General features: G+C 69.2%; 28 protein-coding genes. 10 read left to right on the top strand and 18 right to left on the bottom strand.

Annotated elements, in window-relative coordinates:
- Positions 1 to 73: 73 nt before the first annotated feature.
- The 4 genes from ettA to H9633_RS12360 all read right to left on the bottom strand — a co-directional run bounded on the left by ettA (position 74) and on the right by H9633_RS12360 (position 3,793).
- The gene (gene ettA / locus H9633_RS12375; protein WP_191713355.1) at positions 74 to 1,753 is read right to left on the bottom strand and encodes an energy-dependent translational throttle protein EttA; all 1,680 of its coding nucleotides are present in this window, start codon (positions 1,751 to 1,753) and stop codon (positions 74 to 76) included.
- Between the two features lie 187 nt (positions 1,754 to 1,940).
- Positions 1,941 to 2,444: a DUF6993 domain-containing protein gene (locus H9633_RS12370; RefSeq protein WP_191713354.1), complete on the bottom strand. Its 504-nt coding sequence runs from the start codon at positions 2,442 to 2,444 to the stop codon at positions 1,941 to 1,943.
- Between the two features lie 46 nt (positions 2,445 to 2,490).
- Positions 2,491 to 3,024: a single-stranded DNA-binding protein gene (locus H9633_RS12365; protein WP_191713353.1), complete on the bottom strand. Its 534-nt coding sequence runs from the start codon at positions 3,022 to 3,024 to the stop codon at positions 2,491 to 2,493.
- Positions 3,025 to 3,169: 145 nt separating this feature from the next.
- Positions 3,170 to 3,793 (bottom strand): LysE family translocator, encoded by a 624-nt coding sequence (locus H9633_RS12360; RefSeq protein WP_191713352.1) that lies wholly within the window; start codon positions 3,791 to 3,793, stop codon positions 3,170 to 3,172.
- A 73-nt stretch (positions 3,794 to 3,866) separates the two neighbouring features.
- On the opposite strand from H9633_RS12360, the gene H9633_RS12355 reads away from it, so the two are divergent.
- Positions 3,867 to 4,574, top strand: a complete 708-nt coding sequence (locus H9633_RS12355; protein ID WP_191713351.1) for a 3'-5' exonuclease — start codon at positions 3,867 to 3,869, stop codon at positions 4,572 to 4,574.
- 111 nt (positions 4,575 to 4,685) lie between these two features.
- Here H9633_RS12355 and H9633_RS12350 read toward each other — a convergent pair whose 3' ends face one another.
- The 3 genes from H9633_RS12350 to glgA form a co-directional block, all read right to left on the bottom strand.
- On the bottom strand, positions 4,686 to 4,943 hold the full coding sequence (locus H9633_RS12350; protein ID WP_071643444.1) for a type B 50S ribosomal protein L31: 258 nt from the start codon (positions 4,941 to 4,943) through the stop codon (positions 4,686 to 4,688).
- Between the two features lie 86 nt (positions 4,944 to 5,029).
- Complete coding sequence (locus H9633_RS12345) at positions 5,030 to 5,812, bottom strand: ABC transporter ATP-binding protein (RefSeq protein ID WP_191713350.1); 783 nt, start codon at positions 5,810 to 5,812, stop codon at positions 5,030 to 5,032.
- Positions 5,813 to 5,829: 17 nt separating this feature from the next.
- Positions 5,830 to 7,014 carry a glycogen synthase gene (gene glgA / locus H9633_RS12340; RefSeq protein ID WP_191713349.1) on the bottom strand — a complete coding sequence of 395 codons (1,185 nt, stop codon included), beginning with the start codon at positions 7,012 to 7,014 and terminating at the stop codon, positions 5,830 to 5,832.
- A gap of 46 nt (positions 7,015 to 7,060) precedes the next feature.
- Here glgA and glgC point away from each other — a divergent pair, with 46 nt between their 5' ends.
- Both glgC and serB read left to right on the top strand, forming a co-directional pair.
- Entirely contained in the window at positions 7,061 to 8,302 is a 1,242-nt protein-coding gene (glgC, locus tag H9633_RS12335) for a glucose-1-phosphate adenylyltransferase (protein WP_191713348.1), read from the top strand.
- 16 nt (positions 8,303 to 8,318) lie between these two features.
- A complete protein-coding gene (gene serB, locus H9633_RS12330; protein WP_191713347.1) occupies positions 8,319 to 8,954 on the top strand; it encodes a phosphoserine phosphatase SerB in 636 nt (211 codons plus the stop codon).
- A gap of 33 nt (positions 8,955 to 8,987) precedes the next feature.
- On the opposite strand, the gene H9633_RS12325 is transcribed toward serB, so the two are convergent.
- Positions 8,988 to 9,698 carry a beta-ketoacyl-ACP reductase gene (locus H9633_RS12325; RefSeq protein ID WP_191713346.1) on the bottom strand — a complete coding sequence of 237 codons (711 nt, stop codon included), beginning with the start codon at positions 9,696 to 9,698 and terminating at the stop codon, positions 8,988 to 8,990.
- 114 nt (positions 9,699 to 9,812) lie between these two features.
- Between H9633_RS12325 and H9633_RS12320 the strand changes: the two genes are divergently transcribed.
- Genes H9633_RS12320 through H9633_RS12310 form a run of 3 tightly spaced genes read left to right on the top strand, consistent with a single transcriptional unit; the run spans position 9,813 to position 11,175 of the window.
- Positions 9,813 to 10,175 (top strand): DUF3099 domain-containing protein, encoded by a 363-nt coding sequence (locus H9633_RS12320; RefSeq protein WP_191713345.1) that lies wholly within the window; start codon positions 9,813 to 9,815, stop codon positions 10,173 to 10,175.
- Positions 10,172 to 10,369, top strand: coding sequence for a hypothetical protein (locus H9633_RS12315; protein WP_071643429.1), 198 nt, complete (start codon positions 10,172 to 10,174; stop codon positions 10,367 to 10,369). Before H9633_RS12320 ends, H9633_RS12315 begins: the two co-directional genes overlap by 4 nt.
- Positions 10,370 to 10,377: 8 nt before the next feature.
- On the top strand, positions 10,378 to 11,175 hold the full coding sequence (locus tag H9633_RS12310; RefSeq protein WP_071643490.1) for an SURF1 family cytochrome oxidase biogenesis protein: 798 nt from the start codon (positions 10,378 to 10,380) through the stop codon (positions 11,173 to 11,175).
- Between the two features lie 31 nt (positions 11,176 to 11,206).
- Here the strand turns inward: H9633_RS12310 and H9633_RS12305 are convergent, their stop codons facing one another.
- The 9 genes from H9633_RS12305 to sufB form a co-directional block, all read right to left on the bottom strand.
- A complete protein-coding gene (locus H9633_RS12305; RefSeq protein WP_191713344.1) occupies positions 11,207 to 12,805 on the bottom strand; it encodes an ABC-F family ATP-binding cassette domain-containing protein in 1,599 nt (532 codons plus the stop codon).
- Positions 12,806 to 12,931: 126 nt separating this feature from the next.
- Positions 12,932 to 13,528: a CbiQ family ECF transporter T component gene (locus tag H9633_RS12300; protein ID WP_191713343.1), complete on the bottom strand. Its 597-nt coding sequence runs from the start codon at positions 13,526 to 13,528 to the stop codon at positions 12,932 to 12,934.
- Entirely contained in the window at positions 13,525 to 14,205 is a 681-nt protein-coding gene (locus H9633_RS12295) for an energy-coupling factor ABC transporter ATP-binding protein (RefSeq protein ID WP_318247278.1), read from the bottom strand. The genes H9633_RS12300 and H9633_RS12295 overlap by 4 nt, the downstream gene beginning before the upstream one ends.
- Positions 14,202 to 14,804: a biotin transporter BioY gene (locus tag H9633_RS12290; RefSeq protein WP_191713342.1), complete on the bottom strand. Its 603-nt coding sequence runs from the start codon at positions 14,802 to 14,804 to the stop codon at positions 14,202 to 14,204. The genes H9633_RS12295 and H9633_RS12290 overlap by 4 nt, the downstream gene beginning before the upstream one ends.
- Positions 14,805 to 14,958: 154 nt before the next feature.
- A complete protein-coding gene (locus tag H9633_RS12285; RefSeq protein ID WP_191713341.1) occupies positions 14,959 to 15,288 on the bottom strand; it encodes a metal-sulfur cluster assembly factor in 330 nt (109 codons plus the stop codon).
- 9 nt (positions 15,289 to 15,297) lie between these two features.
- Positions 15,298 to 16,068, bottom strand: coding sequence for a Fe-S cluster assembly ATPase SufC (sufC, locus tag H9633_RS12280; RefSeq protein ID WP_191713340.1), 771 nt, complete (start codon positions 16,066 to 16,068; stop codon positions 15,298 to 15,300).
- Positions 16,069 to 16,395 (bottom strand): non-heme iron oxygenase ferredoxin subunit, encoded by a 327-nt coding sequence (locus H9633_RS12275; RefSeq protein WP_071643402.1) that lies wholly within the window; start codon positions 16,393 to 16,395, stop codon positions 16,069 to 16,071.
- Positions 16,392 to 17,588 carry a Fe-S cluster assembly protein SufD gene (gene sufD / locus H9633_RS12270; protein WP_191713339.1) on the bottom strand — a complete coding sequence of 399 codons (1,197 nt, stop codon included), beginning with the start codon at positions 17,586 to 17,588 and terminating at the stop codon, positions 16,392 to 16,394. Before sufD ends, H9633_RS12275 begins: the two co-directional genes overlap by 4 nt.
- On the bottom strand, positions 17,588 to 19,006 hold the full coding sequence (sufB, locus tag H9633_RS12265; RefSeq protein ID WP_071643400.1) for a Fe-S cluster assembly protein SufB: 1,419 nt from the start codon (positions 19,004 to 19,006) through the stop codon (positions 17,588 to 17,590). Before sufB ends, sufD begins: the two co-directional genes overlap by 1 nt.
- Before the next feature lie 238 nt (positions 19,007 to 19,244).
- Here sufB and H9633_RS12260 point away from each other — a divergent pair, with 238 nt between their 5' ends.
- Positions 19,245 to 20,357, top strand: coding sequence for a COX15/CtaA family protein (locus H9633_RS12260; protein WP_191713338.1), 1,113 nt, complete (start codon positions 19,245 to 19,247; stop codon positions 20,355 to 20,357).
- A 74-nt stretch (positions 20,358 to 20,431) separates the two neighbouring features.
- Here the strand turns inward: H9633_RS12260 and H9633_RS12255 are convergent, their stop codons facing one another.
- Positions 20,432 to 21,367, bottom strand: coding sequence for a heme o synthase (locus tag H9633_RS12255; RefSeq protein ID WP_071643396.1), 936 nt, complete (start codon positions 21,365 to 21,367; stop codon positions 20,432 to 20,434).
- Between the two features lie 258 nt (positions 21,368 to 21,625).
- Between H9633_RS12255 and tkt the strand changes: the two genes are divergently transcribed.
- The 3 genes from tkt to H9633_RS12240 are packed head-to-tail and all read left to right on the top strand — an operon-like array spanning position 21,626 to position 26,458.
- The gene (gene tkt / locus H9633_RS12250; protein ID WP_191713337.1) at positions 21,626 to 23,725 is read left to right on the top strand and encodes a transketolase; all 2,100 of its coding nucleotides are present in this window, start codon (positions 21,626 to 21,628) and stop codon (positions 23,723 to 23,725) included.
- A 25-nt stretch (positions 23,726 to 23,750) separates the two neighbouring features.
- The gene (gene tal / locus H9633_RS12245) at positions 23,751 to 24,863 is read left to right on the top strand and encodes a transaldolase (protein ID WP_071643392.1); all 1,113 of its coding nucleotides are present in this window, start codon (positions 23,751 to 23,753) and stop codon (positions 24,861 to 24,863) included.
- A complete protein-coding gene (locus H9633_RS12240; RefSeq protein ID WP_191713336.1) occupies positions 24,860 to 26,458 on the top strand; it encodes a glucose-6-phosphate isomerase in 1,599 nt (532 codons plus the stop codon). The genes tal and H9633_RS12240 overlap by 4 nt, the downstream gene beginning before the upstream one ends.
- Positions 26,459 to 26,487 lie beyond the last annotated feature (29 nt).

Genomic DNA, 26,487 nt, shown 5'->3' with positions numbered 1-26,487 from the left:
CGATCGGCGTGGGAACCCCGCGCCCCGGCTGCTCCGGACAGCGCCGGGCGCCGTCCGGAGTGGGGCCCGGGGATCAGTCGCGGGTCAGCTTGCGGTGGGTCGTGCGGTGCGGGCGCGCCGCCTCCGGGCCCATGCGCTCGATCTTGTTCTTCTCGTACGCCTCGAAGTTGCCCTCGAACCAGTGCCACTGCGCCGGGTTCTCGTCCGTGCCCTCGTAGGCGAGGATGTGCGTGGCGATGCGGTCGAGGAACCACCGGTCGTGCGTGATGACCACCGCGCAGCCGGGGAACTCGAGCAGGGCGTTCTCGAGCGAGCTCAGGGTCTCGACGTCGAGGTCGTTCGTCGGCTCATCGAGAAGCAGCAGGTTGCCGCCCTCCTTGAGCGTCAGTGCGAGGTTGAGGCGGTTGCGCTCACCACCGGAGAGCACGCCGGCCTTCTTCTGCTGGTCAGGGCCCTTGAAGCCGAACTTCGAGACGTATGCGCGCGAGGGGATCTCCGTCTTGCCGACCGTGATGAAGTCGAGCCCGTCCGAGACGACCTCCCACAGCGTCTTGTTCGGATCGATGTTCGCGCGGGACTGGTCGACGTAGCTGATCTTCACGGTCTCGCCGATCTTCAGGTCACCGCCGTCGAGGGGCTCGAGCCCGACGATGGTCTTGAACAGCGTGGTCTTTCCGACACCGTTCGGACCGATGACGCCGACGATGCCGTTCGGCGGCAGGCTGAAGCTCAGACCGTCGATCAGCACCCGATCCCCGAACGCCTTGCGCAGCTTCTTCGCCTCGATGACGACGCTGCCGAGGCGCGGACCGGCGGGGATCTGGATCTCCTCGAAGTCGAGCTTGCGGGTGCGCTCAGCCTCGGCGGCCATCTCCTCGTAACGGGCCAGACGCGCCTTCGACTTGGTCTGCCGACCCTTGGCGCTGGAGCGCACCCAGTCGAGCTCGTCCTTCAGCCGCTTGGCGAGCTTGGCGTCCTTCTTGCCCTGGATGTCGAGGCGCTCGGCCTTCTTCTCGAGGTAGGTCGAGTAGTTGCCCTCGTAGCCGATCAGGCGACCGCGGTCGACCTCGGCGATCCATTCCGCGACGTTGTCGAGGAAGTACCGGTCGTGCGTGATCGCGATGACCGCGCCCTTGTAGTCCTTGAGGTGCTGCTCGAGCCAGAGCACGCTCTCCGCGTCGAGGTGGTTGGTGGGCTCGTCCAGCAGCAGCAGGTCGGGCTTCTGCAGCAGCAGCTTCGCCAGAGCCACGCGACGCTTCTCACCGCCCGAGAGCGGGCCGATCTCCGCGTCGGCCGGCGGCGTGCGCAGGGCGTCCATCGCCTGCTCGAGCTGGGAGTCGAGGTCCCAGCCGTCGGCTGCGTCGATCTCCTCCTGCAGCACGCCCATCTCGGCGAGCAGCGAGTCGAAGTCGGCGTCGGGGTCGGCCATCAGCGCCGAGATCTCGTTGAACCGATCCAGCTTCGGCTTGATCGCCACACCGTCCTGGATGTTCTCCAGCACGGTCTTGGTCTCGTCGAGCTCGGGCTCCTGCATGAGGATGCCGACGCTGAAGCCGGGGGTGAGCTTCGCCTCGCCGTTGGACGGAGTGTCGAGGCCGGCCATGATCTTCAGGATCGTCGACTTTCCGGCACCGTTCGGGCCGACCATGCCGATCTTGGCGCCGGGCAGGAACGCCATCGTCACGTCGTCGAGGATGAGCTTGTCACCGACCGCCTTGCGCGCTCGCACCATGGAATAGATGTACTCAGCCATACCTTCACCGCTCCTCTGGAGGATCTGTCTCAGCGCCCGTGATCGGCGCAGCGCATGCCGGGTCCGGATGCGCGAAGTGTGTGCGGCCGAACACGGGGGCTGCCCCTCTGGTCGGCTCGGCTTCCCAGCCTACCGGTCGACGCGCGCGGCAGCGCTCAGGCGCCGTGCGGTCGACTCCGACGACGGGTCACCAGTCGATGGGCCTGGTGCCGCCCACGAGACAGGCTCCGTCAGCCAGTCGAGGAAGCACCGCCGTGACGGGCTCGCCGGTCGACGGGCCGACCTGACCGACGAGGCACTGCGTGTCGCTCCACGCGACCGAGAACTGCAGGCTCTCCGCGGGGTTGCCGACCGTGCTCCGATCGGCGGTCACCTGCATCGCGTCCTTCGCGAAGCCGGCGTGCTCGAGGGCGTCGACGTAGGCACGGCCCTGCAGCCGCGAGTCCGATGCCCACACGCGGGCGGTGACCTCCGTGAAGGCGGCGAGAGCGGCATCCGCACCCGTCGGCGAGGCAGACGGTGCGGGGGCGCTCTTGGCGGCCGCAGGCGCAGGCGACGGTGAGACGGGGGGCGTGACAGGAGCAGCCGTCGGAGCACAGGCCGTCAGCGCGAGCGCGAGCGCCCCCGCGCTGACCAGCAGAGAGCATGATCGCGCCGACCGCCGGGCGGGGACGGAGGACCTGTGGTGCACGCCTCGAGTCTAGGCGCTCGGTTCTGCGTCCCCGCCGCGTCGGGCATCACGCGAAGGTCAGAGCGTCATCGCGGGACTCCCCCGCGGGGTCGTCGGAATCCGGCCCACCGGCCGGACGCAGCCCGGCGTCTGCCCACGCCTCATGATCCGCCGCGGTGGGCTCGTCGAACGCCGGTGCGTCGTCGCCGGCGGGCGGCACGCTGGCCTGCTCCGGACGCGGGCGGCGCACGAACGCGCTCGTACCGCGCCGCAGGTCGTGGCCGATCGCGTCGGCGGTGAGCTCGATGTCGATGCCCTTCTTGCCGTTCGCCTCCCACTCCTTCTGGCGCAGACGCCCGACGACGATGACGGGGTCGCCGCGGTGCAGCGACGCCTTCGCGTGCTCGGCGAGCTTGCCGAACGCCGAAACCGCATACCAGTTGGTGACCCCGTCGACCCAGGCGCCGGTGCGCTGATCGAAGTACCCGGACGAGGTGGCGACGCGGAAGTTGATCACCGCCTTGCCGCTTCGGGTCTCGTTGCCGGTCGGGTCGTTGCCGATGTTCCCGGCGATGGTCAGGACGTCGTTGGTGATGCTCATAGCGTGCTCCTTCGTTGCCGGGACCAGCCCGGGTTCGACCAGAGTGCATGCCGCCGCGGGTCGCACGGAGTCGGTATCGCGGCGGCGGTGGACAACCGGCCGCCGACGCGACCGGTGCAGGAAGACCGCGCGAGCAGGTGGGTCGTCAGTGCAGGAACAGCAGCAGGGCGGCGACGGCGATGAAGAGGGCGCCGAAGACCGAGTTCAGGACGCGCTGACCGCGGGCGTGGGTCGTGAACCGCCGGAACGATTTGGCGGCGGCGGCGAAGAAGAACCACATCACCAGGATGTCCACGACGATCACGGTGCCGACGAGCACCAGGTACTGCGGCAGCGGATCGCGGTCCAACCGGACGAACTGCGGCACGAACGCGAGGAAGAACACGATCGCCTTCGGGTTGAGCAGGTTCACCCAGAATCCCCGCCGGAAGATCGACCAGGCGCCCTCGCGCGCCGAGATGGTCGTGTCGACGCCCTGCGGCTGCGGCGGCGCCAGGAGGAGGCGGATGCCGAGATAGATCAGGTAGGCGGCGCCGGCGTACCTGATGATCTCGAAGAGCAGCGGCGATCGCGAGACGACCAGGCCCACCCCCGCCGCGACGATGACCACGTGCACGATGAGAGCGGCCTGCTGGCCGAGCACGCCCCACAGCGAACGGCGCCAGCCCTGCACGAGGGCGTTGCTCATCGTGTTGATCGCCCCGGCCCCGGGTGTGAAGCTGATCACCACGCATGCGGCCAACAGAGAGAGCCATACCGTCCAGGTCACCAGCACAGCGTAGTGATCCCGGGCCGTCGGTGCGGAGTCGGGCCGTGTCGGCGCCCCCTCCTATGGTGTCGGCATGACCTTCCCGCTCGATGCTACGGCCTGGCTCACCCGCGTGGGCGTGTTCGATCTCGAGACGACCGGCGTCGATGTGGCGCAGGATCGCATCGTCACCGCGCACGTCGGGGTGCTCGATCGGCACGGCAGGGAGCTCGCCGCCCGTGACTGGCTGGCCGATCCGGGAGTGCCCATCCCCGACGGCGCGGCGGCCGTCCACGGGATCAGCACCGAGCAGGCCAGGGCCGACGGTAGACCGGCGCGTGAGGTGGTGGCCGAGATCGTGCATGCCCTTCGCGCACTGTTCGCGCAGGGTCTGCCGATCGTCGCGTACAACGCCTCGTACGACTTCTCGCTCCTCGCGCACGAGGCGCGCCGCCACGGGATCCCCGAGCTGATCAGCCCGTCGCCGGTCATCGACCCGCTGGTCCTCGACAAGGCGTTCGACCGATACCGTCGCGGCAAGCGCACGCTCACCGTCGTCGCCGATCACTACGCGGTGCCTCTGGATGACGCGCATGAGGCGTCGGCGGATGCCGTGGCCGCGGGGCGGGTGGCGCTCGCCCTCGCCCGCCGGTTCTCGCTGCCCCGCTCGGCAGCCGACCTGCACACCAGGCAGATCGGGTGGGCACGGGACCAGGCGGCGAGCCTCACGGAGTACTTCATCGGGATCGGGCGGATCGACCCCGAGCAGCGTCTCGACGGCTCGTGGCCGGTTCGAGGCTGAGGGCGCCGGCACGCCGGATGCGAGGGGCCGGATGCGATGAGGCCAGGTGCCCGATCGCGGAGCCCGGGTACGACGAAGGCCCCGCCGGGGCGGGGCCTTCGCTGCGGCTGCTTACTTGGCGGAGCCGCCGAAGTTCTTGAAGCGCTGGTTGAACCGCTCGACACGACCGGCCGAGTCCATGATGCGCTGCTTGCCCGTGTAGAACGGGTGCGAAGCCGACGAGATCTCGACATCGATGACGGGGTACTCCACACCGTCCAGCTCGATGGTCTTGTCGCTCGTGACGGTGGAGCGGGTGAGGAAGGTCTCTCCCGAGCCGAGGTCACGGAAAACGACCGCGCGGTAGTCGGGGTGGATGTCAGTCTTCATGGGGTTCCTTACGTGGTGCCCTGGATTCTGCCAGAGTCGAGGGAAGTCTGTGGTGCTATCGCACCAAGGATCTACTTTAGCACCACTCAGGCGGAGCGTGCGGCGTAGCGGCCGCCGTCCTGCGTGAGCACGATCGGCATGCCGAACGCCTCGGTGAGCGCTTCCGCCGTCAGCGTCTCGGCGATCGGCCCGCCGGCGACGACAGCGCCGTCACGCAGCAGCAGCACGTGTGTGAAGCCCACCGGGATCTCCTCGACGTGGTGGGTCACCATGACCATCGCCGGGGTGGTCGGCGATGCGGCGTACCCGCCGAGCAGCTGCAGCAGCTCCTCGCGGGCGCCGAGGTCGAGGCTCGCCGTGGGCTCGTCGAGCAGCAGCAGCTCCGGATCGGTCATCACCGCGCGGGCGATCTGCACGCGCTTCTGCTCGCCGTCGCTGAGCGTTCCGAACAGGCGCTCCGCGAGGTGCTCCAGGCGCCAGTCGGCGAGCACACGCCGCGCGCGCCGCTCATCGATGGCCTCGTAGTCCTCGTTCCAGCGACCCATCACGCTGAACGCGGCGGTCATGACCGCGTTGAGCACGGTCTCGTCGCGCGGAATGCGGCGGGCCATGGCGGACGAGGCGAAGCCGATCCGCGGCCGCAGCTCGAACACGTCGGTGCGTCCGAGGGTCTCGCCGAGCACGGTCACCGTGCCCGACGTCGGGTGCATGAGGGTGTCGGCGAGCTGCAGCAGCGTCGTCTTGCCGGCGCCGTTGGGCCCGAGCACCACCCAGCGCTGATCCTCGGATACCGACCAGGTCACCCGATCGACGATGTTGCGGCCTTCGCGACGCACGACGACATCGGTGAGATCCAGAGCGCTCGACATGAGGTCAGCCTATCGGCTCAGGCGGTCAGCTCCTCGTAGAGCGCGCGCGTGGTGTCGGCGATCGCGCCCCAGCTGAACTGGCTGCGGGCTCGCTCCCTTCCGGCCTCGCCGTACTGTCGCGCCCGTGCGGGGTCGCCCGTGACCTCGGTGAGCGCGGCGGCGAGATCCGAGACGTAGCGCTCGGGATCCACGGGAGTCCCGGTGCCGTCCTGCAGCTGCTCGATCGGCACCAGCCGCCCCGTCACCCCGTCGTCGACGACCTCGGGGATACCACCCGTCGCGGTGCCGACCACCGCGGCGCCGCACGCCATCGCCTCGAGGTTGACGATGCCCAGCGGCTCGTACACCGAGGGGCACACGAACGTGGTGGCGGCGGCGAGGATCGCCGACAGCTCGTCGCGCGGCAGCATCCGCTCGATCCAGATGACCCCCTTGCGCGTCTGCTGCAGCAGGCGGACGCCCTCCTGCACCTCCGCCATGATCTCGGGGGTGTCGGGAGCGCCGGCGCACAGCACGAGCTGCACGTCCGGCGGCAGCAGCCGGGCGGCGCGCAGCAGATACGGCAGCCCCTTCTGCCTGGTGATGCGTCCGACGAAGACCACCGACGGGCGAGACGGATCCATCCCGATGCTCGCCAGGAACTCGGGGTTCTCGACCGGGCGCCAGCGCTCGACGTCGATGCCGTTGTGGATCACGCGCACACGCTGCGGGTCGACCTGCGGGTAGCTGCGCAGGATGTCCTGGCGCATGCCGTCGCTGACGGCGACGATCGCGGCGGCGTTCTCGTACGCGAGCCGCTCGATTCCACTCGAGACCGCGTAGCCGCCGCCGAGCTGTTCGGCCTTCCACGGCCGCAGCGGCTCGAGGCTGTGCGCGGTGAGCACGTGCGGGATGCCGTGCAGCTGGGACGCGAGATGGCCGGCGAAGTTCGCGTACCAGGTGTGACTGTGCACGAGGTCGGCTCCGGCGACGTCGCCGACCATGACCAGATCCGTGCCGAGGGTCTGCAGCGCGGGATTCGCCGCGGCCAGCTCCGCCGGGACCCGATACGCGTGCGTGCCCGGCTCGGCGCGCTCGGCCCCGAAGGCGCGCACCTGCACCTCGATGCTGCTGCGCAGCGCCGCCACGAGCTCGGCGACATGCACGCCGGCGCCGCCGTAGATCTCCGGCGGATATTCCTTGGTGATGATGTCGACTCGCATGTCTGCACGGTAGTACATCGGTCGTCGGGCGCTCTATGGTGGACGCATGTCGGCTCCAAAGAAGGTTTTCGGGATCATCCTCGCCGGCGGTGAGGGCAAGCGCCTCATGCCCCTCACCGCGGACAGAGCCAAGCCTGCGGTGCCCTTCGGCGGCCAGTACCGCCTGATCGACTTCGCGATATCCAACCTCATCAACTCGGGCCTGCGGCAGGTCGTCGTGCTGACGCAGTACAAGTCGCACAGCCTCGACCGGCACGTCTCGCAGAACTGGCGGATGTCGGCGCTGCTCGACTCGTACGTCACCTCCGTTCCTGCCCAGCAGCGTCTCGGGAAGCGCTGGTTCTCCGGCTCCGCCGACGCGATCCTGCAGAGCCTCAACCTCATCAACGACGAGAAGCCGGACATCGTCGTCGTGATCGGCGCGGATCACGTCTACCGCATGGACTTCCAGCAGATGATCGACGCGCACATCGCGTCCGGCGCGCCCGCCACCGTCGCCGGCATCCGTCAGCCGATCGCGCTGGCCTCGCAGTTCGGGGTGATCGACGCGGATCCCGACACCGGACGCATCCGCGACTTCCTCGAGAAGCCGGCCGACCCGGTCGGGCTTTCCGACTCCCCCGACGAGGTGCTCGTCTCCATGGGCAACTACGTCTTCAACGCCGACGCGCTCGTCGCCGCGGTGGAGGCGGACGGCGAATCCACCTCATCCGGGCACGACATGGGCGGCGACATCATCCCCTACTTCGTGCAGCGCGGCGAGGCGGGCTACTACGACATGAAGCAGAACGATGTGCCCGGCTCGTCGCCGCGGGATCGCTCGTACTGGCGGGATGTCGGGACCATCGACTCGTACTTCGACGCCCACATGGACCTGATCTCGACCCTGCCGATCTTCAACCTGTACAACACCGACTGGCCGATCCGCACGCAGAACGTCAACATGCCGCCGGCCAAGTTCGTGCGGGATGCGGTCGGCAGGATCGGCAACGCGATCGACTCGATCGTCGCCGCGGGCTCGGTGCTCTCGGGCACGCACATCGAGCGGAGCGTGATCGGGCTGCGCGGCGTCGCGCTGGGCGGCTCGACGATCACCGACTCGGTGCTCCTCGACAACGTGCACATGGGGCTCGGGTCCCGCGTGCGTCGCGCGGTCCTCGACAAGAACGTCATCCTCGAGGACGGCGCGACGGTCGGGGTGGACCGCGAACGCGACCTGGAACGCGGCTTCACGGTGACCGACTCGGGCATCACGGTCGTCGGCAAGGGCGTGCGCGTCACCCGCTGAGCGCTACGCTCGACGGGTGACCGCTGCGCGATTCCTCGTCGTCCTCGATGCCGATTCCACCCTCATCCGCAATGAGGTGATCGAACTCCTCGCCGACGAGGCGGGTCGCCGCGCCGAGGTGCAGGCGGCCACCGAGGCGGCGATGCGCGGTGAGGTGGACTTCGCGACGAGCCTGCGTTCACGCGTCGACGCGCTGCGCGGCGTGCCCACCGCCGCCTTCGAGCGCGTGCGCGCCCGGATCGAGCCCACGCAGGGCGTGCACGAGCTGACCGCGGCGGTGCATGAGCGCGGCGGTGTCGTCGGCGTGGTCTCCGGCGGGTTCCACGAGATCCTCGACCACATCGCACCGGGTCTGGGCGTCGATCGCTGGCGGGCGAACCGGCTTCTGCTCGAGGGCGACGTGCTCGCCGGCGCCGTCGACGGGGAGATCGTCGACGCCGACGCGAAGGCGGCGTCGCTGCAGAGCTGGGCCGCTGAACTGGGCGTCGCACCGCACGCGACGATCGCGATCGGGGACGGCGCGAACGATCTCACGATGATGGCCGTGGCAGGGCTCGGGATCGCGTTCAACGCCAAGCCCGCCGTGCGCGCGGCGGCGTCGCTCGTCGTCGGACCGCAGGATCTGTCCGAGATCATCCCGCTGCTGCCCTGAGGTGCCGCCTGTCCCGGTCCGCGCCGGCCGGGCTCAGTGCCCCATGCCGAGCCCGCCGTCGACCGGGATGACGGCTCCCGAGATGTAGGCCGCGTCGTCGCCCGCGAGCCACACGACCGCACCGGCCACCTCGTCCGGCGTCGCGAAACGGCCCGCGGGGATGCTCGCCTTGTACTGCTTCTGCGTGTCCTCGGGCAGCTCCGCCGTCATGTCGGTTTCGATGAACCCCGGTGCGACCACGTTCGCGGTGATGCCGCGACCGCCCAGCTCGCGGGTGAGCGAGCGGGCGAAGCCGACCAGCGCGCTCTTGGACGCCGAGTAGTTGACCTGCCCTGCCGAGCCGTACAGGCCGACGACACTGGAGATCAGGATGACGCGTCCGAAGCGCGCGCGCAGCATGCCCTTCGACGCGCGCTTGACGACCCGGAAGGTGCCGCCGAGGTTGGTCGCGACGACGCTGTCGAAGTCGTCCTCGCTCATGCGCATCAGAAGGGTGTCCTTGGTGATCCCGGCGTTGGCGACGACGATCTCGACCGGTCCGAGCTGCTGCTCGACCTCGGTGAACGCCGCGTCGATGTCGGCGGCGTCGGTGACGTCGGCACGCACGGTCAGAGTGCCCTCGGGGCCCTCGCCGCTGCGTGCCGTGACCGCGACGCGGTATCCGTCGCGGACGAAGCGTTCGGCGATGGCACGGCCGATGCCGCGGTTTCCGCCGGTGACGAGGACGACGCGCTCAGCGCTCATGTAGGGCTCCTGACTGGGGATCGGATCGCACGCCATCCTACCGATCACGTCCTGCCGCGCGCGGCCCGCCGAGCGGCGTCCGGCATGCCGCGCGCGGCGTAGGCTGGAAGCACCGTGAAAGAGAAGCGCCGCGCCCCCGCTGTCACCTCCCTGCCGCAGTCGCCGCAGGCCGAGGCGGACCACCGCGTGCGCCGGTACGCGCTGACGATGATCATCCGCACGGTCTGCTTCCTGCTCATGATGCTCGTGCAGCCGCTCGGGTGGTGGACGTGGGCGTTCGCCGTCGCCGCGATCTTCCTCCCGTACATCGCCGTCGTCTACGCGAACGCGGGCAGCGACAGCACCTCCAGCACCGTCGAGTCGCCGGTCACGCAGCTCGAAGCGCCACGCGCCTCCGCCCCCGCACCCACCGGCGCGGATCCGGACGTCATCACCATCATCGAGAGACCGGGCGACCGCGAGGCCGGCGAGCGATGACAGCCGAGCTCGAGTGCGCGCGGGCGGAATGCCGAGAACGCGCCACCCACCACATCGTCTGGCGCAACCCGCGCATCCACGCCGAGGACCGACGCAAGATCTGGCTCGCCTGCGACGCGCACGTGGGGTTCCTGAGCGACTATCTCCGGGCGAGGGACTTCCCCGTCACCGTGCACGAGGGGATGCCCGCGTGAGCCGTCTGATGCGCTGGGGCATATACCTGCTCGTCGCGATCGGCTTCGCGATCGCATGCGCCTTCCTGTCGCAGTGGCAGTTCGACCGCAACGAGGCGCGTGCGGAGCAGATCGCGCTGGTCGAGCGCAACTACGACGCGGAGCCGGTGCCCGTCGCCGAGCTGCTCGGTGACGACGCAGCGCTCGCGCCGGCCGACGAGTGGCATCCGGTGCTGCTGCGCGGGGAGTACCTCGCCGACCAGCAGCTTCTCGTGCGCAACCGTCCGCACGGCGGCACGAGCGCGTTCGAGGTGCTGGTGCCCTTCCGGGATGAGAGCGGCCTGGTGCTGCTGGTCGACCGCGGCTGGATCTCGTCGGGCGAGGACGCCGTTCCGAAGACGGTTCCCGCGCCCCCCGCGGGCGAGAGCACCGTGGTGGTGCGGCTGCGTCCGGGCGAGCGCCTGCCCTCGTCGGGTCGCAGTGCGCCGGCTGGGCAGGTGCCCACGATCCATCTCCCCACGATCGCCGAGCGGGTGAATCCGGCGCTCGTGACGAGCGCCTACGGACAGCTCGTCTCCGAGGATCCGGCCGCGGCATCCGCTCTGGGCGGGTTCACCTCCCCCACCGACGACCCCGGCCCGCATCTGTCGTACGCGATCCAGTGGATCCTGTTCGCGGTGATGGGCTTCGCCTTCATCGGCTACGTCATCCGCATCGAGATCGTGAAGGCGAAGGAGGATGCCGGAGAGCTGCCGACCCGCCAGCCGCGTCGCCGCGACCGGGATGCCGACGACGAGGACGCACTGCTCGACTCCGCGACACGCTGACCTGCGGCCGTCGGGGGCTCAGGCGAGCGCCTCAGGCGAGCTCGATGAGGTCCTGGTACTCCTTGCTCCAGATGTCCTCGACGCCGTCAGGCAGGATCAGCACGCGCTCGGGATTGAGCGACGCCACCGCACCGGGGTCGTGCGAGACGAGCACGACCGCTCCCTCGTAGTGCGCGAGCGCGCCCAGGATCTCCTCGCGGGAAGCGGGGTCGAGGTTGTTCGTCGGCTCGTCGAGCAGCAGCATGTTCGCCGCCGACACGACCAGCGTCGCGAGCGACAGACGGGTCTTCTCGCCGCCCGAGAGCACACCGGCGGGCTTGTGCACGTCGTCACCGGTGAAGAGGAAGGATCCGAGCACCTTGCGCGCCTCGGTCTCGTTCAGATCCGGGGCCGCGGAGATCATGTTCTCCAGCACCGTCCGCTTCACGTCGAGGTTCTCGTGCTCCTGCGCGTAGTAGCCGATCTTCAAGCCGTGGCCTGGTTCGAGCTGACCCGTGTCGGGCTGGTCGACGCCGGCGAGCAGACGCAGCAGCGTGGTCTTGCCCGCACCGTTCAGCCCCAGCACGACGACCTTCGAGCCGCGGTCGATAGCGAGATCGACGTCGGTGAAGATCTCGAGCGAGCCGTACGACTTCGACAGCCCGGATGCCATCAGCGGCGTCTTCCCGCACGGCGCGGGCTTGGGGAAGCGCAGCTTCGCGACCCGGTCGACCTGACGCACCTCGTCGAGGCCCGACAGCAGCTTCTCGGCGCGCGCGACCATCTGGTGCGCCGCGGCGGCCTTCGACGCCTTGGCGCCGAACCGCGCGGCCTGCAGCTGCAGCTGGGTGGCCTTCTTCTCGGCGTTGGCGCGCTCCTTCTTGCGGCGCTCCTCATCCGCCACCCGCTGGCGCAGGTAGTTCTTCCAGTTCATGTTGTACATGTCGATGACCTGGCGGTTCGCGTCGAGGTAGAACACGCGGTTGACCGTCTCGCCGACGAGCTCGACATCGTGGCTGATCACGATGAGCCCGCCCTTGTAGTTCTTCAGGAACTCGCGCAGCCACACCACGCTGTCGGCGTCGAGGTGGTTGGTGGGCTCGTCGAGGATCATCGTGTCGGCGTCGGAGAACAGGATGCGGGCGAGCTCGATCCTTCGACGCTGGCCGCCGGAGAGGGTGCTCAGCGGCTGATCGAGGATGCGATCGGGCAGCGAGAGGTTGTTGGCGATGGACGCCGCCTCGGCCTCGGCCGCATAGCCTCCGAGCGCCTCGAACCGCTCGGTGAGGTTGGCGAACTTGCGCATGGCGCGCTCGGCGAGCTTCGGATCATCCGATGCCATGTCGTGCGAGGCCGTGGCGATGCCGAGCTGGATGGTGCCGAGACCGCGCGCATCGAGGATGCGGGTCCTGGCGAGCATCTCAGGGTCGCCGATGCGCGGATCCTGCGGGAGGTACCCGATCTCGCCCGATCGTGTGACCTTGCCCTCGGAGGCCAGCACATCGCCGGCGAGCACCTTCGTCAGGGTGGTCTTGCCGGCGCCGTTGCGGCCGACGAGGCCGATCTTGTCGCCGGCGGCGACCCGGAACGAGACGTCCGACATGAGCACACGTGCTCCGACGCGGATCTCGAGGTCATGCACGGCGAGCACAGCGGTATCCGTTCGTAGAGGGGAGAGCGGCCGAGGGGCCAGCCTCCCAGTATAGTTCGCGGGCGATGCGGGGCCTTTCAGGATGGGAGGACGCCCGCGCCCCCGCCCCACGGCCGGCCCGTGAGGTCAGCGGGCGAGCCCTCGCGCGGTGAGCGCATCGCCCACGTCGTCGGCGTGCTTCATCGCGAGCACGAGCAGGGGCACGGCGGCCCGCACACCGAGCCGCACTCCCCTCGCGCGCTGCGCGTCGCGCACCTGCTCGAGGAGGCCGGCGAGCACGGGCACCATCGTGATCGTCAGCGAGACGGCGAGAGCCGGGGTCTCGGGATCCACGCCGAACACGCGCAGCGGACGGAACAGCCGGCGCAGCACGTCGAGCGGGTCGCCCGTCCTAGTGGTCCTCGTCACCGCCTCCGCCAGCAGGAGCATGGCCACCACCCTGCCGGTGCTCTGCACCGCGGCGGTGACGTCGACGAAGACGACCAGTGCGCCGCCCAGCACGACGATCAGCCAGCGCAGCCGCCACCAGGCCAGAGCTGTCCCCCGCAGGCCAGCGCCGGTCGAGAGCAGCACGGTCGTGGCCGCACCGAGCAGCACGATGGTCCCGGTCGTGGGCAGACGCGTAATCGAGATGGCCAGCGCGCAGATCGCCAGCGCGAGAAGCTTCCACCCGGCGGGGATCCGGTGCAGGATGCTGTCGCCGGCCCGATACAGGGAGATCACGCGCTGATCCGCCGATACGTCTCGATCACGGCTGGCGGCTCCCCCATCTCGACCACGCGCCCACCGTCGAAGAGCACCGCCGCGTCGCAGCGCCCCGCCAGCTCCAGGTCGTGTGTGACGATCACGACCGGCACCGGCAGCGTGAGCAGCAGGTCGGCGATCCGGCGGGCGTTGCGCAGATCGAGCAGCGTGGTCGGCTCATCCGCGACGACCAGCCGGGGATCGGTGCACAGCACCGCAGCCAGCGCCAGCAGCTGTCGCTGGCCGCCCGAGAGCTCGGAGACGGGCTGATCGCCCCGCCCGGCCAGCCCGTACTGCTCGAGGATCCGCGCGACGCGCAGCGTGCGCATCGCTCGCGGCAGGGAGCCGAGAGAGAGCGCGAGATCCTCGGCTGGTGTCGGCATGAGGATCTGAGCCTCGGGGTTGGTGAACACGAACCCCACCCGCGAGCGCACCCTCGCGGCATCGGCCGCCGGGTCGAGTCCCAGCACGCGGACGGAGCCGGAGGTCGGCTGACGCAGCCCGTTGATCATGCGGGCGAACGTCGACTTCCCCGAGCCGTTGGCGCCGATCACCGCCGTGCGTGACGCGGTCAATCGGGTCGTGACGCCACGCAGGATCGGAGCATCGTCGACGACGTAGGACACGTCCTCGAAGGCGATGTGAGCGGTCGTCACCGCGCGGGGACGGGAGTGGCGCCGACAGCTCGCGCAGGCGCGGCGACTCCCGCCGGGAAGGCCCGGGGGTACGCCCGGTGGAGCGCGACCGCGAGCACGGTCGCCAGCGTCGCCTTGATCAGGTCGCCGGGAAGGAAGGCGACGGTCGACAGCGCCGTCAGGTCGAGCGGCACGCCGGTGACAGCGGCCTGCACCGGGATCCCGAAGAGGTAGACGACGATGATGCCGCCGACGAGGGATCCGGTGGCCGCACGCCACCAGGTGAAGCGCCCACTGTGCGCGATCAGGCCGATCACGACCGCCCCGACGACCCAGCCCGCCATGTATCCGGCGGTCGGCCCGACGAAGGCTCCGAGCCCACCGCGTCCCCCGGCCAGCACCGGGAGTCCGATCGCCGCGAGTGCGAGCATGAGCAGCACCGACAGCGGCGCACGGCGCGCGCCGAGCACGAGTCCGGCGAGCATGACGCCGAGCGTCTGACCGGTGATCGGAACACCGCTCGGCAGCGGCACCATCACCGTGCCGAGCACGATCACCAGTGCGGCGAAGACGGCGATGCGCGCCAGATCAGCGCTGAGCGGACGGCGGTCGGGAGCCATGGATCCTCCGAGGTCGTGGGTTACGTGCACCGAAGCGGCTGTCACGTTGTCGATTCCCACAGTATTGAGAAGATCCCAGGCGGCGCACGCCGACACCTACAGCGTGGGTCGGCAGATCTTGTCGACCTCGACCCAGTCGCCGACGCCCGTCAGCTCAGATCGCGAACCCGAGGGCGCGCATCATGTCGCGCCCGTCGTCCGTGATCCGCTCCGGGCCCCACGGCGGCATCCACACCCAGTTGATCCGGAACTGCTCGACGACCGAGTCCAGCGCCTGGGCGGTCTGCTCCTCGAGAACGTCGGTGAGCGGGCATCCGGCGCTGGTCAGCGTCATGTGGATCACGAGTGCGTCGTTCTCGTCGTCCCACGAGAGATCGTAGATGAGGCCGAGATCGACGACGTTGATCCCGAGCTCGGGATCCATCACGTCCTTGAGAGCCTCGGTGACCTCGTCGAACTTCTCGGGGCTGAGCGTCGCGGTCATGCTCCCAGCCTACGCTTCGATCGGCTCGGCGGGGTCGAGGAAGCGGTCGTAGCCCTCCGCCTCGAGCCGGTCGGCGAGCTCGGGTCCGCCCTCCTCGACGATCCGTCCCTTGACGACGACGTGCACGTAGTCGGGGCGGATGTAGCGCAGGATGCGGGTGTAGTGGGTGATCAGCAGCACACCGAGGTTCGTGGCCTCCTTGGCGCGGTTGACGCCCTCGGAGACGATCTTCAGCGCGTCGACGTCGAGACCGGAGTCGGTCTCGTCGAGAACGGCCAGCTTCGGCTTGAGCACCTCGAGCTGCATGATCTCGTGACGCTTCTTCTCGCCACCCGAGAAGCCCTCGTTGACGTTTCGCTGGGCGAACTTGGGGTCCATGCGCAGGTTCGACATGGCCGCCTTGACGTCCTTCGTCCACTGCCGGATCGAGGGCGCCTCGCCGTCGATCGCGGTCTTGGCGGTGCGCAGGAAGTTCGTGACCGTGACACCGGGGATCTCGACCGGGTACTGCATCGCGAGGAAGAGGCCGGCGCGGGCGCGCTCATCGACGCTCATCTCGAGCACGTCCGCACCGTCGAAGGTGATGGTGCCCTGCGTGACGGTGTACTTGGGGTGGCCGGCGATCGTGTAGGCGAGCGTCGACTTGCCCGAGCCGTTGGGGCCCATGATGGCGTGCGTCTCACCGGTCTTGATGGTGAGGTCGATCCCGTTGAGGATCGGCGTCTCGCCCTGGTCGGTCTCGACCGTTACGTGCAGGTCGCGGATCTCGAGAACAGACATTCAGACTTCCTTAGTGACAGTGGGGTCGATGAGCACGTCGTCACCGTCGATCTCGACGACGAACACCGGGACGGGCTCGTAAGCGGGGAGGTTGAGGGGGTGGCCGGTCTCGAGCGAGAACGCCGAGCCGTGGGCCCAGCACTCCAGCGTCTTGCCTTCCACGAACCCCTCGGAGAGCGAGATGTCGCCGTGCGTGCAGCGGTCGCCGATCGCGTGGATCTCGTCGTCGCTGTCCTTAACGATCGAGATCGCGATGCCGTCGAGCTCGACGCGCAGCGGCGTGTCCTGCTCCAGCTCGCTGACACTGCAGGCGCGCTGTGCGCTCATCGGGTCACCGCCTCGAGCTCGGCCTCGAGCGCGGCGGTCAGCTCGTCCTGCAGCGTCGGGATGCCGATGCGCTGCACGACCTCGGTGAGGAAGCCGAACACGACCAGGCGGCGCGCCTCCTCCTCGGAGATGCCTCGCGCCTGCAGGTAGAACAGCTGCTCGTCGTCGAAGCGACCCGTCGCACTCGCGTGTCCCGCCCCGGCGATGTCGCCGGTCTGGATCTCGAGGTTCGGGATCGAGTCGGCGCGGGCGCCCTCGGTGAGTACGAGGTTGCGGTTCGCCTCGTACGAGTCGGTGCCGGTCGCGTCCGGTCCGATCAGCACGTCGCCGATCCAGACGCTGTGCGCGCTCTGACCGTGCAGCGCGCCCTTGTACAGCACATCGCCCGTGGTGTGCGCACCCTTGTGGTGCAGGTAGACCTGGCTCTCCAGGTGCTGGCCGGAGTCGGCGAACGACAGCCCGTACAGGTAGCCGTGCGACCCGGTGCCCGCGAGCTCGACGTTCGGGTTCACACGCACGACGCCGCCGCCGAGGCTGACCACGATGTGCGTGAGCTCGGCGTCGCGGTCGACGCGCGCCTGGTGGGCGGCCGCGTGCACCGCGTCGTCCTCCCAGCGCTGCACGGTCACGACCTTGAGCTTCGCGCCGTCGCGCACGATGATCTCGACGTTCTGCGCGTACTCCGCCGTACCGCCGTGCTGCAGCACGACGGTGGCGACGCTGTGGCGTCCGGCCTCGATCACGAGGTGCGCGTCAGCGCGGCCGCCGCTGCCGTCGATCGTCACGACGATCGGCTCTGCGACCTCCTCATCGGCCGGGATGCTGAGGTGCAGCGCCTCGGCCGCACCCTGCCATGCCACGGCCGAGACGACGTCCTCCGGGACGAAGAACTCGCCCCGCGGCGAGGCGCCGTGCGCGAGCGGCGCGCTGACGTACTGCTCGTGGCTGAAGGTGTAGGTGACCGCGTCGCTCGCGGCTGCGGTGTCGAACAGCGTCTTCATCTGCGCGACGGGGGTGTGCTTCCAGTTGACCTCACGGCCGGTCGGAACGCCGAAGTCGTCCGGGTCGAACGACCTCGGACGCTCGGAGCGGGTCTGCACCGGCACGAAGCCGGCGCTCGCGACCTGCGCGGCAGGGTCGATGTGCGCGTTCGTCTGCGGCGCCAGCTCGGGCGCCTGGGTGGGGGCCGTCATCAGCCGACCGATCCTTCCATGCCCATCTCGATGAGCTTGTTCAGTTCCATCGCGTACTCCATGGGCAGCTCGCGTGCGATGGGCTCGATGAACCCGCGCACGATCATCGCCATCGCCTCGGTCTCCTCGATGCCGCGGGACTGCAGGTAGAAGAGCTGCTCCTCGCTGACCTTCGAGACCGTGGCCTCATGACCGAGCTGGACATCGTCGACGCGGATGTCGATCGCCGGGTACGTGTCGGAGCGCGACTGCGTGTCGACGAGAAGCGCGTCGCAGACCACCGAGTTGGCGGAGTGGTGCGCAGCGGCGTCCACGCGGACCTCGCCGCGGTACCCGGCGCGGCCGCCGCCGCGGGCGATCGACTTCGACACGATCGACGACTGCGTGTACGGCGCCATGTGCACCATCTTCGCGCCCGCGTCCTGGTGCTGACCGGGACCGGCGAAGGCGACCGACAGGGTCTCGCCCTTGGCGTGCTCGCCCATCAGGTAGATGGAGGGGTACTTCATCGTCACCTTGGAGCCGATGTTGCCGTCGACCCACTCCATCGTCGCGCCCTCGTGGGCGACCGCGCGCTTGGTGACGAGGTTGTAGACGTTGTTCGACCAGTTCTGGATCGTCGTGTAGCGCACGCGGGCGTTCTTCTTCACGATGATCTCGACGACGGCCGAGTGCAGCGAGTCCGACTTGTAGATCGGGGCGGTGCAGCCCTCGATGTAGTGGACGTAGCTGTCCTCGTCGGCGATGATCAGGGTCCGCTCGAACTGACCCATGTTCTCGGTGTTGATGCGGAAGTACGCCTGCAGCGGGATCTCGACGTGAACGCCCTTGGGCACGTACACGAACGAGCCGCCCGACCACACCGCCGTGTTGAGCGCGGCGAACTTGTTGTCGCCGGTCGGGATCACGGTGCCGAAGTACTCCTCGAAGAACTCGGGGTGCTCGCGCAGCGCCGTGTCAGTGTCCATGAAGATGACGCCCTGGGCCTCGAGGTCCTCACGGATCTGGTGGTAGACGACCTCGGACTCGTACTGCGCGGCGACGCCGGCGACGAGACGCTGACGCTCGGCCTCGGGGATGCCGAGACGCTCGTAGGTGTTCTTGATGTCGTCGGGAAGGTCTTCCCAGCTCTGCGCCTGCTTCTCGGTGGAGCGGACGAAGTACTTGATGTTGTCGAAGTCGATGTCGCTGAGATCCGCACCCCAGGTGGGCATCGGCTTGCGGTCGAACAGCGACAGCCCCTTGAGGCGGGTCTTCAGCATCCACTCCGGCTCGTTCTTGAGAGCGGAGATGTCGCGCACGACGTCCTCGGAGAGACCGCGGCGCGCGCTGGCTCCGGCGGCATCGGCGTCGTGCCAGCCGAACTCGTACACCCCCAGCCCATCCAGTTCCGGGCGGTCGATCAGGACATCCGACATGACACACTCTCCTCAACACGGCCCAGACGGTGTCATCCGCCCCGGCACACCGGTTCCCCGTCGAGTCTTCGGGAAAAGGATGCCGCTCATAGGCCCTCATCTTCGGCGCGAGACTCGCGCCTAAACTGTCGGTGAGGGAATCCGCGCTGTGTGCGCCCCTCATCACAATCCCGATTCTACAGGTTCCGCCTCGCGAGCGGGCCGCGCCCGCCTGTCGATTCCGCGAACCGGAGGCACCATGAACCACAACGCCGCTACGGATACCCTCCCGCGCAGGCGCACGCCCGGCGACACCCTGAGCTGGCTGCCGACGACGATCGGCCGACGGCTGCGCGTCTTCGCGTGGCTGTCGTTCGCCGCCGAGGTGCTGATCATCGGCACCGGCGGCGCCGTGCGGCTGACCGGCTCCGGCCTGGGCTGCACGGAGTGGCCGCTGTGCACGCCGGAGTCGCTCGTGCCGATCCTCGAGGTGCAGGGCGTGCACGGGGCGATCGAGTTCGGCAATCGGGTGATGACCGGCGTCGTGGGTCTGCTCGCGCTCGCCGTGCTCATGCTCACGCTGCACGTCATCAGCGGACGCCGACTGGTGCTGCGCGCCGTCTGGTTCGCGCTCGGCGGCATCGCCGCAGGGGTCGCGGTGTACATCGCGGCGTCCGCGCTGGGTCTTCCGGATGCGGCGCTCATGTCCGCCGTGCTGCTCCTCGCGGTGCTGGTGGGAGCCGTCGACTCGCTCCGGCAGACGACCGAGCGGCGCGACCTCGCCGTCCTGGCGTGGGTGGTGCTGGTGGGCGTGATGGCGCAGGCGGTCGTCGGCGGCTTCGCGGTGATCAGCAGCCTCAACCCGTTCCTCGTCGGCTTCCACTACACGGTGTCCCTGCTTCTCGTGTGCGTCACGGCCCTGTTCCTCGTGCGCCTGCGCGCGCAGCCGGGCAGGCGCATCCCGGCCGTTCCGGCCTGGTTCTCGATCACGGCGCATCTCACCGGTGTCGCGCTGGCTCTCACGATCGTCTTCGGCGTGCTGACCACGGGCTCAGGCCCCCACTCCGGCGACATCGACATCCAGCGGCAGGGCTTCGACGCCAGCATCCTCGCCCACGTGCACGCCTGGCCGGGCTACGTGCTGGCAGTCCTCGTGCTGATCCTGGCCGTGTCGGCATGGGTGCTGAAGCTGCCGCCGCGCCGGTGGATGCTCGTGCTCGTCGTCGCGATCCTCGTGCAGGTCGGCGTCGGCGTGCTGCAGGCGCGCACCGGTCTGCCCCCGGTGCTGGTCGGCATCCACATGGTGCTCGCCGCGCTGTCTGCCGCGACGTACACCGTGGTCATCACCAGACTGAAGAAGCCCGCGGCCTGACCAGACTCGCCGCCACGAACAGGCCCCCGCCGGATGGATCCGGCGGGGGCCTGTTCGTGATGTCGATCGGAGGATCAGAACGGCAGCAGCGGGTCGACCGCGACGGCGACGAAGATCAGGGTCAGGTAGGTGATCGACGCGTGGAACACCCGCATCGGCCGCGCCTCGTCGCCGTGCACGGCCCGGTTGTACAGGCGGTGCGACTCGTAGATGAACCAGCCGCCGAAGACGAGGGCCGAGACGGTGTAGACGAGTCCCATGTGCGCGACGGGCACGAGCAGCAGCGAGCACGCGACGGTCGCCCACGCGTACAGAATGACCTGCAGACCCACCTGCGAGGCCGACCGGGTGACGCCGAGCATCGGCACGTCGACGTCGTCGTAGTCGTCCTTGTACTTCATCGACAGCGGCCAGTAGTGCGGCGGCGTCCAGAGGAAGACGAGCACGAAGAGAACCAGCGGCGGCCAGTCGAGCGAGCCGGTGACGGCGCTCCAGCCGATCAGCACGGGGAAGCATCCCGCGATGCCGCCCCAGACGATGTTCTGCTCGGTGCGGCGCTTGAGGATCATCGTGTAGATCACGACGTAAAAGAAGATGGCGATCACCGAGAGCGTCGCGGCGAGCCAGTTGGTCGTGAGCAGCAGCCAGACGGTGGATGCCACGGCCAGCACCCACGAGAAGACCAGGGCACCGCGCGGAGAGACCTCGCCGGTCACGAGCGGCCGGTTCTCGGTGCGCTTCATGTGCACGTCGATGTCGCGATCGAGGTACATGTTGAACGAGGCCGCCGAGGATGCGCTCATCGCACCGCCGATGACGGTCGCGATGACGAGCCAGAGATCGGGCATCCCGCCCTCGGCCAGGAACATCACCGGAACGGTGGAGACGAGCAGAAGCTCGAGTACGCGAGGCTTGGTGAGGGCGATGTAACCGCGGATCCTCTGACCGAGCGAGTGATGAATCGCGGCGGTCTGCGATGTCGTCGAGATCGCGATCCCCTCCTTATACATGGCGGATGTGCCCCCATTCTATGCCACCAGGCGTGTCGAGCCCGGCCTTCGGCGGGTGACTCGGCACGCCGCTCAGAACCCGCGCCGAAGGGGGTCTGCCGCGGCCGTGCCGTCGCGTGCAACACACGCCGAACCGTCGTGTGCGCACCGCTATGCTGAAACCCACTCGCGCACCCGCTGCTGTGCACATCCACTCCGTGAAGACGCGGAAGGCGCAGGAATGCGGGAGCGTCCCCGAGCGTCTAAAGGAGTATGGCTGTGGCAGAACTGCACTGGGATGAGATCGACCGACGAGCGGTGGACACCGCCCGGGTGCTCGCGGCGGATGCTGTCGAGAAGGTGGGCAACGGCCACCCCGGCACGGCGATGAGCCTCGCTCCCGCGGCGTACCTCCTCTACCAGCGCGTGATGCGTCACGACCCCACCGACACCGACTGGCTCGGCCGTGACCGCTTCATCCTGTCGGTCGGCCACTCCTCGCTCACGCAGTACGTGCAGCTGTACCTCGGCGGCTTCGGACTCGAGCTCGAAGACCTCGAGTCGCTGCGCACCTGGGGTTCGAAGACCCCTGGGCACCCTGAGTACGGGCACACCAAGGGCGTCGAGATCACCACCGGTCCCCTCGGTCAGGGCCTCGCGTCAGCTGTCGGCTTCGCGTACGCCGCCCGGTACGAGCGCGGGCTGTTCGACCCGGATGCCGCTGCCGGCACGAGCCCGTTCGACCACTTCGTCTACGTGATCGCCGGTGACGGCGACCTGCAGGAGGGCGTGACCAGCGAGGCGTCCTCGCTCGCCGGCCACCAGCAGCTGGGCAACCTCATCGCGATCTACGACTCCAACCAGATCTCGATCGAGGACGACACCGATGTCGCCTTCACCGAGGACGTGGCCGCTCGCTACGAGGCGTACGGCTGGCACGTGCAGACCGTCGACTGGAAGAAGACCGGCGAGTACGTCGAGGACGTCGCCGAGCTGCACGCCGCGATCGCCGCGGCGCAGGGCGAGCAGTCCAAGCCCTCGCTGATCATCCTGAAGACGATCATCGGCTGGCCCTCCCCCGGCAAGCAGAACACCGGCAAGATCCACGGCTCCGCGCTGGGCGCCGACGAGCTGGCCGCCACGAAGAAGGTGCTCGGGTTCGACCCGGAGCAGCACTTCGTCGTCGCCGACGACGTCATCGCGCACACCCGGGAACTCGCGCAGCGGGCGGCCGAGGCGCGTGCCGAGTGGCAGAAGTCGTTCGACGCCTGGGCCGAGGCGAACCCCGAGCGCAAGGCGCTGCTCGACCGTCTCGAGGCGCACGAGCTGCCCGAGGGCATCGCCGACGCCCTGCCGGTCTTCGAAGCCGGCAAGGACGTCTCGACCCGAGCGGCATCCGGACAGGTCATCAACGCTCTCGCCGCCCAGCTCCCCGAGCTGTGGGGTGGTTCGGCCGACCTGGCCGAGTCGAACCTGACGACCATCAAGGGCGCCCCGTCGTTCATCCCGACGGAGTGGTCGACGCACGAGTGGAAGGGCGCCCCCTACGGACGGGTGCTGCACTTCGGCATCCGCGAGCACGCGATGGGCGCGATCATCAACGGCATCGTGCTGCACGGGCCCACCCGCGCGTTCGGCGGCACGTTCCTCATCTTCAGCGACTACATGCGCCCGGCCGTGCGTCTGGCCGCCCTGATGAACGTGCCGAGCATCTTCGTCTGGACCCACGACTCGGTGGCCCTCGGCGAGGACGGCCCTACGCACCAGCCGATCGAGCAGCTCGCGTCGCTGCGACTGATCCCGAACTTCACCGTGGTGCGCCCCGCCGACGCCAACGAGACCGCCGCCGCGTGGCTCGAGCTGCTCCGCCGTCACGGCGGCCCGGCCGGCATCGCCCTGACGCGGCAGAACATCGCCGTCTTCGAGCGCGGCGACGGCGAGGCCTCGGGCGACACGTTCGCCTCGGCGGCGCACACCGCCAAGGGCGCCTACGTGCTCGCCGAGGCGCCCAACGGCACGCCGGACGTGATCCTGATCGCCACCGGCTCCGAGGTGCAGCTCGCGGTCGCCGCGCGCGAGACGCTCGCCGCGGAGGGCGTTGGCGCGCGCGTCGTCTCCGCCCCCTCGCTGGAGTGGTTCGCCGAGCAGGACGAGGCGTACCGCGAGTCGGTGCTGCCGGCGTCGATCACCGCGCGCGTCTCGGTGGAGGCGGGCTCCGTCGCCAGCTGGCGCGGCATCGTGGGCGACCGCGGTCGCTCGATCGGCATCGACCACTTCGGCGCGTCGGCCGACTACAAGACCCTGTTCGAGAAGTTCGGCGTCACCGCCGAGGCGGTCGTCTCGGCCGCACGCGAGACCATCGCCGACGCAGCGCGCTGAGCGCTGCAGAAGGAGAACGAGAGACATGAGCACCCCCACCGAGAACCTCGCGCAGGCCGGCGTCAGCATCTGGCTCGATGATCTGTCGCGCACGCGCATCAGCTCCGGCAACCTCGCGCAGCTGATCGACAGCCGCAACGTCGTCGGTGTCACCACGAACCCGACCATCTTCGCCACCGCGCTGATGGACAAGAACGACACCTCCTACGACGAGCAGACCCGCGAGCTCGCCGCGGCGGGGGCATCCGCCGAAGAGGCGATCTTCGCCGCCACCACCCAGGATGTGGCCGACGCGCTGGACGTCTTCCGCCCGGTGTGGGAGGCGACGAACCACGTCGACGGACGCGTCTCGATCGAGGTCTCCCCCGACCTCGCGCACGACACCGAGGGCACGGTCGCGTCGGCCAAGGAGCTGTGGCAGAAGATCGACCGCCCCAACCTGCTGGTGAAGATCCCCGCCACCAAGGCCGGTCTTCCCGCGATCACCGAGGCGATCGCCACCGGCATCAGTGTGAACGTCACCCTGATCTTCAGCCTGGAGCGGTACGAAGAGGTCATCGACGCGTACCTGACGGGCCTCGAGCGCGCGCACTCCGCCGACTTCGACCTGTCGAGCATCCACTCGGTCGCCTCGTTCTTCGTGTCTCGCGTCGACACCGAGACCGACAAGCGTCTGGAGGAGATCGGCACCGAGGAGGCGCTGGCCCTGAAGAGCAAGGCGGGGCTCGCCAACGCCCGCCTCGCCTACGAGCTGTTCGAGAAGAAGTTCGCCGAGAAGCGCGCTCAGGATCTCATCGCCCTGGGTGCCAACCTGCAGCGGCCGCTGTGGGCGTCGACCGGCGTCAAGGACCCGAACCTGCCCGACACGCTCTACGTCACCCAGCTCGTCGCTCCCGGCGTCGTGAACACGATGCCCGAGAAGACGCTCGAGGCGACCTTCGACCACGGCGAGGTCACCGGCGACACGATCACCTCGACCTACGCCGAGTCGCACGAGGTGATGGCGAACCTGAAGGCCGTCGGCGTCGACTTCGACGACGTCACCCGCGTGCTCGAGGAGGAGGGCGTGGCCAAGTTCATCGACTCGTGGCACGGCCTGCTCGAGAGCGTCGCAGGGGTCCTGGACGCCGCACGATGACCGTCTCGGTGCACGTGTCGCAGGCGGCTCAGGCCACCGTCGAGCAGCTCGTGCCGGGGCTGGTCGACGACCTCGTCGCCTCACGTGTCACCGCAGCCGACAACGACCTGTGGGGTCCGGATGCCTCAGCCGAGGCGTCCGTTCGCCTCGGCTGGGTCGACGCCGTCTCGAACTCGCGTCCGCTCGTCGCGGAGATCGTCTCACTGCGCGACGATCTCCGCGCGCGCGGGATCGACCGCATCGTGCTGGCCGGCATGGGCGGGTCGTCGCTCGCCCCCGAGGTCATCGCGAACACCGCGGGCGTGCCGCTGACCATCCTCGACAGCACGGCACCCGCGCAGGTGCTGCGCGGGATCGACGAGGGCCTCGCCCGCACGGCACTCGTCGTGTCGTCGAAGTCCGGGTCCACCATCGAGACGGACTCGCAGCGCCGCGCCTTCGAGGCCGCCTTCAGCGACCTCGGCATCGACCCGGCCGAGCGCATCGTCGTCGTCACCGATCCCGGATCCCCGCTGGAGGAATCGGCGCGGGAGGCCGGATACCGCGTCTTCACCGCCGACCCGAACGTCGGGGGCCGGTACTCCGCGCTCACGGCATTCGGCCTGGTGCCGGCCGGTCTCGCCGGCGCCGACATCGCCGAGCTGCTCGACGAGGCGGAGGCATCGATGCTGCAGTTCGCCGTCGACTCGACCGAGAACCCGGCGCTGCGACTTGCCGCCGCCATCGTGGGCACGGAGCCCCGCCGCGACAAGCTCGCGCTCATCAGCGACGGCACCCACATCGAGGGGCTTCCCGACTGGATCGAGCAGCTCATCGCCGAATCCACCGGGAAGGCCGGCACCGGCATCCTCCCCGTCGTGCTGCTGCCCGTCTCCCCCGAGGTGGAGTCTGCGCCCGCCGATCTGCAGATCGTGCGACTCGTCGACGACGCCGACGAGTTCCACCTGCGCCACCACGGCGAGATCCTCGTCAGCGGCACGCTCGGCGCGCAGTTCCTGCTCTGGGAGTACGCCACGGCGATCGCCGGCCGTCTGCTCGGCATCAATCCGTTCGACCAGCCCGATGTCGAGGCCGCGAAGACGGCCGCACGCGGTCTCCTCGACGCGCGACCGGAGGCGACCACGGCGGCATTCGTCGAGAGCGGCATCGAGGTGCGGGCGTCGGACCCCGCGCTGCTGCGCTCGGGTACGCTCGCCGGTGTGCTCGACGCCCTGTGGGAGCGGCTCGGCACCGACGGATACGTGGCGATCCACGCGTACGTCGACCGCAACGACATGCCCCAGCTCTCGGGGCTGCGCGAGATGGTGGCCGCCGACTCCGGACGTCCGACCACGTTCGGCTGGGGGCCCCGCTTCCTGCATTCGACGGGCCAGTACCACAAGGGCGGCCCGGCCCAGGGCGTGTTCCTGCAGATCACCGAGCGCACCGACGTGGATCTGGAGATCCCCGGGCGCCCGTTCACGTTCGGGCAGCTGATCGAGGCACAGGCTGCGGGCGACGCGGCCGTGCTCTCCGGTCTCGGTCGCCCGGTCGTCACCCTGACCATCACAGACGCCGTGGATGACGTGCTGGCGCTCTTCGAAGCCGCTCAGTGAGCTCATCCTCACGACTTGGAGATATCCCC

Source organism: Microbacterium commune (assembly GCF_014836945.1).
In the GTDB taxonomy this organism is placed as follows: domain Bacteria; phylum Actinomycetota; class Actinomycetes; order Actinomycetales; family Microbacteriaceae; genus Microbacterium; species Microbacterium commune.
The sequence above is the reverse complement of the archived record's forward strand: the minus strand, read 5'-3'. Positions and strand labels throughout refer to the sequence as shown.

Coding starts and splice junctions, on each gene's coding strand:
- H9633_RS12260 (WP_191713338.1), top strand. CDS start 19,245: ATGAACCACAACGCCGCTACGGATACCCTCCCGCGCAGGCGCACGCCC.
- H9633_RS12325 (WP_191713346.1), bottom strand. CDS start 9,698: ATGAGCGCTGAGCGCGTCGTCCTCGTCACCGGCGGAAACCGCGGCATC.
- H9633_RS12350 (WP_071643444.1), bottom strand. CDS start 4,943: ATGAAGACTGACATCCACCCCGACTACCGCGCGGTCGTTTTCCGTGAC.
- H9633_RS12365 (WP_191713353.1), bottom strand. CDS start 3,024: ATGAGCATCACCAACGACGTCCTGACCATCGCCGGGAACATCGGCAAC.
- sufC (WP_191713340.1), bottom strand. CDS start 16,068: ATGTCTGTTCTCGAGATCCGCGACCTGCACGTAACGGTCGAGACCGAC.
- H9633_RS12240 (WP_191713336.1), top strand. CDS start 24,860: ATGACCGTCTCGGTGCACGTGTCGCAGGCGGCTCAGGCCACCGTCGAG.
- H9633_RS12310 (WP_071643490.1), top strand. CDS start 10,378: ATGCGCTGGGGCATATACCTGCTCGTCGCGATCGGCTTCGCGATCGCA.
- H9633_RS12275 (WP_071643402.1), bottom strand. CDS start 16,395: ATGAGCGCACAGCGCGCCTGCAGTGTCAGCGAGCTGGAGCAGGACACG.
- H9633_RS12255 (WP_071643396.1), bottom strand. CDS start 21,367: ATGTATAAGGAGGGGATCGCGATCTCGACGACATCGCAGACCGCCGCG.
- sufB (WP_071643400.1), bottom strand. CDS start 19,006: ATGTCGGATGTCCTGATCGACCGCCCGGAACTGGATGGGCTGGGGGTG.
- glgA (WP_191713349.1), bottom strand. CDS start 7,014: ATGCGAGTCGACATCATCACCAAGGAATATCCGCCGGAGATCTACGGC.
- glgC (WP_191713348.1), top strand. CDS start 7,061: ATGTCGGCTCCAAAGAAGGTTTTCGGGATCATCCTCGCCGGCGGTGAG.
- H9633_RS12285 (WP_191713341.1), bottom strand. CDS start 15,288: ATGACCGCGACGCTCAGCCCCGAGAAGTTCGACGAGGTCACCGAGGCT.
- H9633_RS12355 (WP_191713351.1), top strand. CDS start 3,867: ATGACCTTCCCGCTCGATGCTACGGCCTGGCTCACCCGCGTGGGCGTG.
- H9633_RS12290 (WP_191713342.1), bottom strand. CDS start 14,804: ATGGCTCCCGACCGCCGTCCGCTCAGCGCTGATCTGGCGCGCATCGCC.
- H9633_RS12315 (WP_071643429.1), top strand. CDS start 10,172: ATGACAGCCGAGCTCGAGTGCGCGCGGGCGGAATGCCGAGAACGCGCC.
- ettA (WP_191713355.1), bottom strand. CDS start 1,753: ATGGCTGAGTACATCTATTCCATGGTGCGAGCGCGCAAGGCGGTCGGT.
- tal (WP_071643392.1), top strand. CDS start 23,751: ATGAGCACCCCCACCGAGAACCTCGCGCAGGCCGGCGTCAGCATCTGG.
- sufD (WP_191713339.1), bottom strand. CDS start 17,588: ATGACGGCCCCCACCCAGGCGCCCGAGCTGGCGCCGCAGACGAACGCG.
- H9633_RS12345 (WP_191713350.1), bottom strand. CDS start 5,812: ATGTCGAGCGCTCTGGATCTCACCGATGTCGTCGTGCGTCGCGAAGGC.